The following is an 11,238-nucleotide window of genomic DNA, read 5'->3' as shown; positions in this document are numbered from 1 at the left end:
CATAGGCCCCGGAATCCGGGGCCATGAGGGGGGCATTACAGGGTAGAGTCAACGCCGACGGTTGAGCCGACGGAAGAGATCCATGCAGTCAGGCCAATCAGGCAGGCGCCCACAAACATTGACCAGAAGATGTAGCTGCCTTTGATGTCTGCTCCGCGTTTGTTTTTCATCCACAGAGCGACCAGACCACCGATGAAGCACACAACACCCACCACTTTTGCACCGGTAATCAGCCCTGGCTGGGTACTGGCCATCCCTTCAGTGAAAGTATTGATCTTTTCCCAGATTGTCGTTTCTGCTGAAGCCTCTTTGCTCAGCAATGCAAGCGGCAGAATGACCATTGATTTGACAGCCGCGCCACGCAGCTGATCGACCGCTACAGAGGCTGATAACACTTTATCTTTGATGCGCTTTACCATGTTCATAACGTTTCCTTTTACCAATGGAGATTTAGGGTGCTCTGAAGTGAGTCGAGCGTTTGTGTATCGAATATCAGGAAGAGGCCACAGATGATCTTCACAAGTGAAGCGCCCCGCTGACCGGATGCAGAGAGCTCTGTATGTCCTTCAAGAAAGGAGTCCTTCAACCCCTTTACGCCTTTGTAAAAGAAGTAGGCTCCGAGAACTCTGACTATCCCCAGCACGGCATTCACAGCCGAGGCGCCCATGCCAAATGTCGATTCGCTCGCATAGCTGACGGGGCCAAAGCTGACGTCACCGAATCCTAACGTTGCACCACCCGTGTTCATCTGTGCCTCAAGTGAGATCAGGCATACCGAAAAGATGATGCCGGCAAAAATCTTGCCGGCCTCAACGCCTTTCGTTGAATGTCTGGCCTTGTTTCTGAGACTTATCAGGTACGCAATAACACCTATAATTCCAACAAGGGCCGCAAAGCCAATGATGAGCCTTGTCATAGGCTGCTGCCCGCCGTTTGCGACCTGAATTAGTACCGATTCTAAATCCATAACGTTGCCTTTTCAGAGCCGGATTAGCGTATTAATCCTTTGCTCGTAGTTACGATTCTGTTTTCAGTATCAATACCGGTTACGGTGACACCACCAAGCTGACTACCGACCTTAACCGCATAAGTCTGGTTATTGTATTTTACCCAAGCCAGGTCGCCAGATAAATCATTAATTGAAAAACCTTTAAGTAGTGGCAACGCCTGAGAATACTGACCAGAACTATTTGCACCTGAACCAGAAAAAGAATCGCCATTTCCGGCTAATCTTATTTTCAGTCGCTGCACTTCTGTGCTGAGGTTTTTAATCTGCTCATTAGCACTTTTTAGCTGACTGGAAAGGATCATCATTCCATTCTTGGACGTCGATTCTATTGAGTCCATTCTCTCTTTCTGCTGGAGCAGGATACCGGAGATTTGTTCACGAAAATCACTGTCATACTGGTTGCTGTTATCGTTCTGTGCCGGGGGCCGCTGCCCTGAACTCTGGATCTGGCCTCCACCTTTACCCGTTGCTGTATCGCTGCTGCTTCCGCCAAACAGCCAGATAACAAGAATCACGACGACCACGACAATGCCGGCAATCCACGCATAATCGCCAATGGCCATCGGTTTTTTATTTACTTTTGCAGCCGGCTTTACAGTCGGTTTAGGCTTTTCAGTGCTTACCACTTTTTCCTGTTCCGGCTGTGGCGTAACTGCTGTGTTCTGATCATCATCAAAAAGGCTCATCGGTTATCTCCTTAACGGTAATACGGGTTGCTGGCGCCATACCCGTAGCCGGGATAGCCTGGGTAATTCTGCGTGGGATAATTGGGGGCCTGGGTCGGCATCTGCTGAGTCGGAGCACTGGTCAGGGTGGGCGTTGCCTGTTGATCCGCCTGCTGTGATTTTTCGTTGGCTTTATCGAAATTCTCACCACAGTCGCTCTCATATACCGGCGCAACGAACTGAATGCCGATAAGCTGATTACGGTCAACGGTGACCTGCTTGATTGGCAGTCGCGCTGCATCATCGGCCATTACACGTCCAGCCTGTTCACCCATACCGCCGATAATGGTTCCGGCCACCGCTTTTCCGTCTGGCGTTCCGGTAGAACGGATCGCGTTGCCGCCGTCGGTGATAATCATTTGCGAATTGCTGTCAGCATAAAGCTGTCCGGTACGGCCCAGACCATTTGCAAATGCCGGCAGGATGATCCGGCTGAACCAGCGGTTATTCACATTGGTTGAAACTGCGGCGCGTAACGAGTCAGAAGCAACGCCATAGGCGTCTACCTTGCACTGCACGCCGTGAAGTTCCATACCGGTAAAGTGAATGCGGATACCGTCGCCGGCGAGCCTGTTCTGTCCTGAATAGAATTTCGCGCCGGCCTGTTCGCCAGTAGGAACGTGAGCAATGGCAATACTGTTCTGGTCATCACTGTCCATTGCGGTATCCAGTACCGCAGGGATCAGCGTGTAGGCGGAAACCAGACGGGCTCCTTTGTCTTTCACCTTATCCTTTTCACCCTGTTTATTTCCTGCATCTTCCTTTGGTGCCTGCGGATAGACTGACGTGGTCCAGCCGCTGAATGCACCGCCATTTTTATCATTGCCCTCGCCGCCCAGAGCCGTAGCCAGTGCAACACCCGTCGTCACCGGCTTTTTGCCGTCATCAATCTTCTTCAGAAGCTCGGCAACGGCTTTCGCCTGGCGTTCACGCTCCTTTGCCGCTGCATCATTTTCCTGCTGGTTGTTCTTCGTGGTGGTTTTGCCGCTTTCCCAGGAATACTGCGGAGGTGGCTGCTTGTTGCCTGTATTGACCGCGACCGGATTACTGGCGGACAGTGCGGAGATAAAGCTGTCGCCTGTCATGGCTGCTTTATCCGACTTTTCCACGTTCCACTCCGTCAGGAGTTTGTTGTACTGCGGGTCGTTTTGCTTATCCTGCCCTGTTCCGCCTTCCAGGCCCTGTGCTTTTACCTGCGAATCACCCGTGGCACCTTTGTCAGATGATCCAAAAATCCAGTAGCCGCCCATGAGGGCAACAATTGCTGCCGCCCCACCGACATAGAACATCATCTTCCTGGTTTCTTTGCCTTTTTCAGTAGCCATTGTGTTCCCCTTAATTCAGCTCAACTTCTACATCACGCGCCTGACCGTTAACGGAAAAGGTCAGTACGGGAGTCGCAGGAAGTACATAAACGTGAGTGCCATCGATCGCTGACAGCGTTTTCTCAAACTCATCCTGCAGCTGCATGGCGCTTCTGACGTAAAGTTCATCACCTATCTGCCATACCTTTGTACTGCCCGGAGCATTGGTAAGTTTCAGTCGTTGCGCATCTTCAGGCGGGATGCCGTCCAGGAAACTCTGAAGCTGCTTGTCATACAGCGAGATTTTCTTCTCAGGCGTGGCCGTGTAAACCGGCGTATCCGGACTACGCATCGGAATGCGAAGGTCGAGACGGTAGTCAACATCAACCGTCCTGTTTTTAACGGATGGCTCTGCGCCTTTGACGTTGATGATCACCGGTGTTGCCAGGCCTTTAAGCAAGACGGTGACGTTACCGCTGGCATACGGATTTGATGGCTGAATAGTAAAAACAGCAGAGCCCGGGATATAACCGACGCAGAGTTCCCCTCCAGAATTACAGGGACTTGAGTTATAGGGTGCCGCGCCAAGCACCCACGGATGGCCGGTCGAGTCCGAGAACGTCACAGTGGTAGCCTGATTGGGGAATACGCGCACCTGCGGAATGGATGCACCAGCGGACAGTGAAACCGTCTGGCTGGAAATTCGCGGAATTGCCGTCAGGGGTGATGTTTTGGCCGCAGCACTCATGTCTTCCATCGCACTTCTGGCAGATCTGACCTGTCCTGGCGATAACGGCTGAATCTGCTGCATAACGGGTGCCGGCAGCTCCTCCAGCGTCTGCGGATTAACGTGCGTAACCTGTTGCTGTGGCTGCATTGGTTGCTGCTGCTGTGGTGCAGCAGGAAGCGCGGTAGTCGGACGCTGCTGTTGCTGGGCCTGCTGTTGCTGTTGGGCCTGCTGTTGCTGTTGGGCCTGCTGTTGCGCCTGCAACTGGGCCTGTTGCTGAGCCTGCTGCTGACCCGCGTCCTGCGCCTGTGACTGCTGTTGTGCCGGCATCGAGTTGGCCTGCTGCCACTCGGCGATGTCATTTCCAGGCCTGGAGGATGAAGGCTGCTGCTGCTGATTAGCACTGCTGTTTACCGGTTCATCGGCAGCCATAGCCGCGTTTGCTGATAACAGCGTGGCCATAATTACAGTAAGGAGCTTAATTTTCATGATGAACCTCAGTAGTTCCGGGGTTTAAGGATGGCCTGCGCGATTCTGATTCCCCGCGGATCTTCGTCTTCTTTGACGCGGCGGACCTGCACCATCAGATCGTATGGCTGAGGACGATAGTCCTGCGCCTGCCCGACGAGCTGAACGGTGACAGGGATACGGAATTGCCATGCGTAGATTTTGGTTCCCCGGATTACACCTTCGGTGATCAGGGTGCCTGGCGTGGTTGATAATTTGACGTTGAGTCGTTTTTCGCTGATATCTTTCAGGAGTCCGCTATCCGTAAGGGCCTTACGAAAACTAATGTATCCATCCGTGGTGAAATCACCGCGTGAGGCTGTTAACTGGTTTTCGTAATTCACAAAATTAAGGGACAGCGCTTTGACCATTTTGGAATTTGCAAAATCCATTACCGCTTCGGCTGAATAGGCCGGTTCTTCAGTAGGATGTACATCAGTTAACATCCCGCCATTAGTCGCGATGTAGCGGACTTCTTTAATGTGCAGCAGGTAGGCTAAGCCAACGTTTGCCGTTGTTTGAATCAGAACGACGATACTGAGGATCAGGATTATCTTTAAGCCATATTTTGATACGATTTCCTGCACCGTTCGGCTACTCTCTTCAGCAAGCGCCGGTGCTAAAGCCAGGTGATCATCAATTTCATCTGATGTCTGATTTTTATCCTCTGGTTGCGGAACATTTTCACTATTTTGTGTTTTCATAGAGTTTCTCTTTTCAAAAGTTTGTGATAGAAAATCACGCAGATCGTTTATTAACAATGGGGTAGACATGAGCGAGCATAATGATTACGGAACATGCGCAGTGATAATGTGCGAACGTCGCAAAGCGACGGCCGTTTTGCGAAAGATCCCGCCAGAAAATCTTGAACAACTCATTAATATGTGGTCCGACATCGCTCACGGAATGATTGAGAATTACAAGGAAGAACAGAAAGCCACTGAGCAGAAACTGGAAGCCACGAAACAGTTTATGGAAAAGCACAATATTTCCTCTGAAGAGGCTATGCAGATTTTTGAAAATCTCTTCGGGCCATCCACAAAAAGCAAGTCCACTTTCGGTAAGGTAAAATACAGAATTGAAGTAGACGGAAAACCCGTTACCTGGACCGGAAAAGGCCGCCGTCCTAATGCCTTTGAAGGGATGAGCAAAGAAGAGCTCAAAAAATATGAAATCAGCTGAAGACTGGCTGCATACGGTCAGGCGATTCATGAATGAAGATTCGCTTGACACATATGTAGACACGAAAAGAGACGTACTGCCCGCCTCAGACTTCATGCGTTTGCTGACCGCGGCGGAACACCGCCGCGTTGAAATCCAAACCGGCAAACTGTTCGACAAAATCCCGAAGGGACTCTTCCGGTAGTTAGAGATGGAATGGGAATGCATCACTGTTTGCATCCTCACCACTTCCACTGGCTGCGGCCGGACTATTTAACTGCACATTACTTGAAGATGCGTTAGGCAGGATACCTGACGTATCTGGCAGTCTTGACGAAATGGTTGACCACGGGTCAAGCGTTGTATTCGTCAGGCTTCCCCATTTCTCATTTATCTTCGATTTAACGGTATTACATACCTGATCTTTGACCTTATCGATAATGTCACCGATGGACGGGAACTGCGGAATTTTCAGCGATACAGACATTGACCCCAGGCATTGCCCGAGGGAATCAGATGTACTTGATTCACTTTTAGCCGCGTTGTTAATCCTTTCCACTTCCTGCTTATAGGCAGCATCAGCGCCAGCTTTAGCCAGATCATATGCAGCACATGTTTGCGTTGCAGCAAGGGTGTTCGCGGAAAAAAAGCAAACCCCTGCTGCGAGCAGCAGGGTTTTTGTCTTACGGCCGAGGTGCTGACTTAGCGACTGGTGCATGAGTCTGTTCTCTCCTTTCATCATCTTTTCTTTTTGCGGCATTTGAAGGATGAAAAAGTTGCTTCATTACAGCTTTGTTTTTTACATCATCCGACGCTGGTTGTAAATGCTGAGGCTGTTTTTCATTTGCAATTGTATTTCTATAAACCAGTCCTTTACCCGACTGATCTACATGTCCGTAACCATGCAAAACAATTCCACTTTGAGCATTCTTATTGATTGCTGAAAGTGTCATATACGTTTTCCATTCACCGTTATTGTCTTTGCGGGTGTTCACTTTTCCGATGACACTATGGTACTCACCGGATTCCTTGTCTTTAACGACGCCCTGCATGAATCCTTTGCGGGATTCAAACAGCGCATAGTCCGGCTTTTCTCCTTTCTTATGCGGTGCTACAAGTAAAAGTGCTCCTGCCGTCTTTGACTCCTGTGGGAGTTTGTAGCCTGCCGGCTTTGCCATTTCTTCCGGGGCTGGCTTACCGTTCGGTAAAAACCAGTAGATCTCTTTTTCCGGCACCGGCTCACGGCTGAGGTCAACACCGGTCAGCTGCTGAACCGTGGTACGCATCTTCTGGAAAGTTGCGGCATCATAAGGCACGAGTTCTGAGGGTTTGTAAGCCTGCTCATTGCCTGCTGCAGGCTGCGGGTATACGGGTTTAACCTCCCATTCGTTACGCTTTGTCTGGATTTTTTCATAACGGATGATTTTATCGTTCTCATCACGAACCGGGGCATCAACCTCAACGTCAACAAAACCCAGCTTCTTGATTGTGACCAGCCTGTCGTTATCGACCCCCGCATCTTTTACGGCCCTTTCAAGGTCTTTACCCCACAGAACCTTCTCTCCATGTTCATTTTTGAGTTTGACGAAATAGTTCAGGGATTCGTCTTTTTTCCATTCATAGTTTGCCGGCCCATGAGCGATAATTACGCCCTTCTCCCAGCCATCACCGGGTGATTTGTCTTCTGCGCCCGCATGACCGCCAGTTTTATTCTGATGTTCAGGTTTAACCGAATCGGACTCTGCCCAGCGCATCCCGTCCTGTGGCGCTGCGGTGCTGCTCTGTTGCGATGTTTCCTGCTGAGCGTCTTCTTTTTTTCCCTGCTGAGCATTCGCGATTTTTTCATCGGCCGGTTCGCTCGCTTTTTTGAGCTCAAGGAGTTTGACTCTTTGCTCCGGGTTAGAAAGTCTGGCATCGATGTTGTATTCACTGATAAGTGAGAGAACCCGATCTTTAAACTCGTCCGTTCCGGTAATTTCGATACCCTTCGGATGCTGTTTAGAGGCTGTCAGAACCGCGGCCAGAATCATCTCCTCACTCTGGCTGGCCTCCGGACTGGCCATCCGCATGTGGGTTGCATAGTCGTAGAACGCATCTTGGCCATCGAGCATGAACGCGGTATGGTCTTTCTCAGCTCTGTAGGTGAAACGGGCGATCAGTCCCTCCAGATCGATACGCTCTTTTGGCGATTGTGCAGCATCAGCCGCTGTGGCCCAGCTGATACCGTTCACAGCCTCAGCCTCGGCGTCGGCTTTTTTCTTCTTTTCCTCGCCCGCATTTGCAGCCTGGCCACCGCCATCCTGTGAGGAAGCATCGCGAAGGTCTGACGTAGCCGGTTTCTCTGCAGCGGCAGCTTCAGCGGAAGCCGCACCGGCGGCACCCATCATGGCGGCATAAGCCTCCATATCATCGGCACTGCTGTTAATGTCGTCGTCTGAATCAGAGTACTGGCCGTTCCATGCCGCATCATCTGCAGGAGATGCAGGAGATGAAGGAGATGCAGTCAGCGTTTTTTCCTCCCGCAATGGCTCAAGCTGCTCGCGCATCAGGGCAGCGATATCTTTCAGATCGTGGCCGTTAAGAAAAGCGACCTGCCGCTCTGCCGCTTCAAGGGGCAGACCTTTGGCAACCTGAAAAACGTCATCATCATTTTCACTGTCAGTAATGGCGACGAGAACTTCATATGTGCCGTCCTCATAATTTTGTACCAGACCGGCGGTGCCCTGCCGGGCCTCGTTTTCCAGTACAGAAACGTTCGCTTCTGATATGAACTCGGCGCTTCCGTTTACTGCCTGATCAAGCGCATCTCTGATGTCTTCACCCTTTGCCCCTGACTCACTGGCCACTGGCGCGGCGGGCGCAGGCTCTGCTGCTGCAGGCTCGCTGGCCACCGGCACAGCGGGTGCAGATTCAGCTGCTGCAGGCGCACTGGCCACCGGCGCAGCGGGCGCAGATTCAGCTGCTGCAGGCGCACTGGCCACCGGCGCAGCGGGTGCAGGTTCAGCTGCTGCAGGCGTACCGGCCACCGGCGCAGCGGGCGCAGGCTCTGCTGCTACAGGCTCGCTGACCACCGGCGCGGCGGGTGCAGATTCTGCGGCTGCAGGCTCGCTGGCCACCGGCACAGCGGGTGCAGGTTCAACTGTTGCAGGCGCACTGACCACTGGCGCGGCGGGTGCAGAACCTGCTACTGCAGGCGCACTGGCCACCGGCGCTGCGGGTGCAGGTTCTGCTGCTGCAGGCGTACCGGCTGTCGGATTCAGGCCTTGCTCAGGTTGTGATACTGCTGGATCTTCCTGGGGAGTTACGCTTGGCATAGTTTCCACCCTGTTAATCTGATTAATGGAGTTTTCGATTTGCTCTCTGACGTGATTCAGACCTTCAGAAACATGCAGGTCGTTATAATCAGTCAGCCCTTCGCGGGGTTCGCGGAAAACAGGCGTGAGGACGTGACCGCCTGTCAGTTCGGCAGCTTCATTTGCTTTTTCGAGGCCGGCATTTTCATCGCTGTAGATATCGTTATCAGCCAGAAAGTAATGCTGACTGGCGGGGAAGGCTTCTTTGAGATGACCGGCAACTTCAACCATGTTTCCGGCATTGACGGTCATAATAACGGGCTTTCCTACAGCTTGGCTGATACTGGCTGCAGTGGCATAGCCTTCGGCGTAAAGCAGGTCGTCACCATCCTGCAGCTGACCACCCACGACAAAGAAACTTCCCCATGCCTGTCCACCTTTTTCAAGGTGCTTTGTTCCGTCTGTCCAGATCCGCTCCAGCGTTCTGAATTCATTGTCTGCGTTATACAGCGGTATAACGGCGTTTCCACGGGCATCGACCTTAACACCGTCAGCGGCTTTCACCTGCTTGTCACGCAGGTACGCTACCTCACCCGTAGCATCCGGAAGGCGGTTATATTCGTCCATAAGCCGGGCGGCAACCTCGTTGTGAGATTGCTGCCTTTGCCCTTCGCGTACTTCACGCTGCGCTGCGGCTTCGGCACGCATCTGAGCGAGCTGGGCCGGATCAATTTTCTGTCCGGATGAAACCCATTTGCGGGGCTCGTCATCGGTTTTGTAATTCCGGAACCATCCAGCCGGACGACCATCAAGAAAGCCCTGGTAAGCGCCCTTTTGACTGCCCACCCTGGAGCCTTCCGTGTCAACGTAGACCTTAACGCCGTCGAGTTTGGCAGGCTCTCTCAGGATGGCACCCTGCAATTCCAGCCAGTGGTTAAACTCTTCTTCCAGCTTGGTCAGATCCATGACCGGCGCGGCCGTCGGCGTTTGGTTTGGATCAAATATCCATTCCTTCAGGCGGGTCAGGTTAGCGCCTGGCTGGGCGTACCACACCTTTTCTTCCCGTACGTAGTCCAGCGCATTGCTGCCATCAGCAAGACGACCGGCAGCGCGCATTGCCCGCTCCCGATCGTCCCAGGGTATTGTGAGCCGGGTTCTTTCTGTCGCAATTTCAGGTTTAGCCATGAACTTATCCCCCTGTTAATTTTTTACTAACGCTGTGAACGCCGATACCACCACGGGCGCCCGGTCAGTTTTTTCCCCCTGATCACACGCAGGATGACCTGGTAGAGCACCGGCACCGTGAATCCCATCATTGAAAGCACGAAGTAAAAAAAGACCACGCCGCTGCAGAAGAAAAACGTGTTCCATGACGGGAAAGGAAACCAGAGGAAGAAAACGAGAAATGACATAACCGGTATCCCGAAAAAGGTCATCCGTCTGCCGGCGTAACGCCACTGATTAATGTCCATACTTACCCTCTTTTAAAGCCAGATAATCCATGTAGCCTGCTACCTCAATTACTTCTTCCTCATCAATGAGATTGTCCTGATACATCTTCCAGGTGTTCTGAATGAGGCTGCGTTGCTCCATGATAAGAATGTCGTCGATGTACCGGCCCCATCGGCTGTATTCGATGTCGAAGAGCTTACGGCGCAGGCTGTTATCAATAACGATGTATTCACGGACAGCCTTACGACGGCCGTCCCGCGTTTTAAGCAGGCGTTGCACAATGATGTACTGGAGGATACTGAGCAGGTCGTAAGCAGCGGCCTCACGCATTTCAGGCGGATAGTTCTGAAGCGATCGGGAAATGGATTCCCCGCACGTTTTAACGTGCTGAGTTCCCAAAACAAAGTGCCCGGACTTGCCGGCGAGTACGGCGGCTTCATACGACGCACGGTTTAATAACTCACCCACGCCCATGACCTTCGGTGAGCGTCTTAACCCGGAGAGGGTAATGAAATTATGAAATGTATCGATGTCGCGGCCAATCTGAGACTGTGCCGGCTTGGGGGCTTTCCATTTTTTGGTTTTACCCAGACGGTACTCAATGGGATCTTCAACTGTGATGATTTTGCGGTCCTGATATGTCTCACCGCAGTACTCAAACGTGCTGGCCATCAGCGTTGACTTGCCTGAGCCTGTTTCTCCACAGATAAGACCGAGCCCCGCTGCCGGTAGAAGCGACCTGAAAAGCTCAGGCTCTAACTCCATATCCTCCAGTCTGGGGATGATTTCGTTAAGTACGCGAAGAGTCAGGGACATTGCCGCTTCAGTATCACCGATATCGGCCTGTGTGAAGTTTGCGCGGAACCGGCGGGTATCACCCCGGCCGAGTCCGATGGTGCAGGCTTCGTCGCCTTTGAGCTGGATAGCAGAGTTATGCGTCTGGGCGCTTTTCAGGATGCCTTTAATTTCCTGACCGAAGACTTTATCGACGTTGCGCTCAAGCTCAAGGTTATCAATCGGGTAGTCCGTCATAGGCAGCTGACGCCCGTGACGTTCTACC

13 protein-coding genes are annotated in these 11,238 nt (G+C 52.1%); 3 read left to right on the top strand and 10 right to left on the bottom strand.

The window, feature by feature from the left end; all coding sequences use genetic code 11:
• Positions 1-35: 35 nt before the first annotated feature.
• Genes AB6T85_RS22305 through AB6T85_RS22285 form a run of 5 tightly spaced genes read right to left on the bottom strand, consistent with a single transcriptional unit; the run spans position 36 to position 3,849 of the window.
• Positions 36-425: a DUF6750 family protein gene (locus AB6T85_RS22305; RefSeq protein ID WP_369896746.1), complete on the bottom strand. Its 390-nt coding sequence runs from the start codon at positions 423-425 to the stop codon at positions 36-38.
• Positions 426-436: 11 nt separating this feature from the next.
• Complete coding sequence (traQ, locus tag AB6T85_RS22300; RefSeq protein WP_369896745.1) at positions 437-967, bottom strand: conjugal transfer protein TraQ; 531 nt, start codon at positions 965-967, stop codon at positions 437-439.
• Between the two features lie 23 nt (positions 968-990).
• A complete protein-coding gene (gene traP / locus AB6T85_RS22295) occupies positions 991-1,695 on the bottom strand; it encodes a conjugal transfer protein TraP (protein ID WP_369896744.1) in 705 nt (234 codons plus the stop codon).
• Between the two features lie 11 nt (positions 1,696-1,706).
• On the bottom strand, positions 1,707-3,059 hold the full coding sequence (gene traO / locus AB6T85_RS22290) for a conjugal transfer protein TraO (protein ID WP_369896743.1): 1,353 nt from the start codon (positions 3,057-3,059) through the stop codon (positions 1,707-1,709).
• Between the two features lie 10 nt (positions 3,060-3,069).
• On the bottom strand, positions 3,070-3,849 hold the full coding sequence (locus AB6T85_RS22285) for a DotH/IcmK family type IV secretion protein (protein ID WP_369896742.1): 780 nt from the start codon (positions 3,847-3,849) through the stop codon (positions 3,070-3,072).
• Positions 3,850-3,888: 39 nt separating this feature from the next.
• Between AB6T85_RS22285 and AB6T85_RS22280 the strand changes: the two genes are divergently transcribed.
• On the top strand, positions 3,889-4,077 hold the full coding sequence (locus AB6T85_RS22280) for a hypothetical protein (RefSeq protein WP_369896741.1): 189 nt from the start codon (positions 3,889-3,891) through the stop codon (positions 4,075-4,077).
• Positions 4,078-4,262: 185 nt separating this feature from the next.
• Here the strand turns inward: AB6T85_RS22280 and AB6T85_RS22275 are convergent, their stop codons facing one another.
• The gene (locus tag AB6T85_RS22275) at positions 4,263-4,976 is read right to left on the bottom strand and encodes a DotI/IcmL family type IV secretion protein (RefSeq protein ID WP_369896740.1); all 714 of its coding nucleotides are present in this window, start codon (positions 4,974-4,976) and stop codon (positions 4,263-4,265) included.
• A 67-nt stretch (positions 4,977-5,043) separates the two neighbouring features.
• Between AB6T85_RS22275 and AB6T85_RS22270 the strand changes: the two genes are divergently transcribed.
• Both AB6T85_RS22270 and AB6T85_RS22265 read left to right on the top strand, forming a co-directional pair.
• Positions 5,044-5,454 carry an H-NS family nucleoid-associated regulatory protein gene (locus AB6T85_RS22270; protein ID WP_369896739.1) on the top strand — a complete coding sequence of 137 codons (411 nt, stop codon included), beginning with the start codon at positions 5,044-5,046 and terminating at the stop codon, positions 5,452-5,454.
• Entirely contained in the window at positions 5,441-5,638 is a 198-nt protein-coding gene (locus AB6T85_RS22265) for an Hha/YmoA family nucleoid-associated regulatory protein (protein WP_369896737.1), read from the top strand. Before AB6T85_RS22270 ends, AB6T85_RS22265 begins: the two co-directional genes overlap by 14 nt.
• Here AB6T85_RS22265 and AB6T85_RS22260 read toward each other — a convergent pair whose 3' ends face one another.
• The 4 genes from AB6T85_RS22260 to traJ all read right to left on the bottom strand — a co-directional run.
• Positions 5,639-6,151 carry a hypothetical protein gene (locus tag AB6T85_RS22260; protein ID WP_369896736.1) on the bottom strand — a complete coding sequence of 171 codons (513 nt, stop codon included), beginning with the start codon at positions 6,149-6,151 and terminating at the stop codon, positions 5,639-5,641.
• Positions 6,117-9,911 carry an LPD7 domain-containing protein gene (locus AB6T85_RS22255; protein ID WP_369896735.1) on the bottom strand — a complete coding sequence of 1,265 codons (3,795 nt, stop codon included), beginning with the start codon at positions 9,909-9,911 and terminating at the stop codon, positions 6,117-6,119. The genes AB6T85_RS22260 and AB6T85_RS22255 overlap by 35 nt, the downstream gene beginning before the upstream one ends.
• A gap of 26 nt (positions 9,912-9,937) precedes the next feature.
• On the bottom strand, positions 9,938-10,198 hold the full coding sequence (gene icmT / locus AB6T85_RS22250) for an IcmT/TraK family protein (protein ID WP_369896734.1): 261 nt from the start codon (positions 10,196-10,198) through the stop codon (positions 9,938-9,940).
• Positions 10,188-11,238, bottom strand: a 1,051-nt coding sequence (gene traJ, locus AB6T85_RS22245; protein ID WP_369896733.1) for a plasmid transfer ATPase TraJ, incomplete at its 5' end; no start/stop codon positions are given. The genes traJ and icmT, both read right to left, overlap by 11 nt.

This window comes from Erwinia aeris (assembly GCF_041224955.1).
GTDB lineage: Bacteria > Pseudomonadota > Gammaproteobacteria > Enterobacterales > Enterobacteriaceae > Erwinia > Erwinia aeris.
The sequence above is the reverse complement of the archived record's forward strand: the minus strand, read 5'-3'. Positions and strand labels throughout refer to the sequence as shown.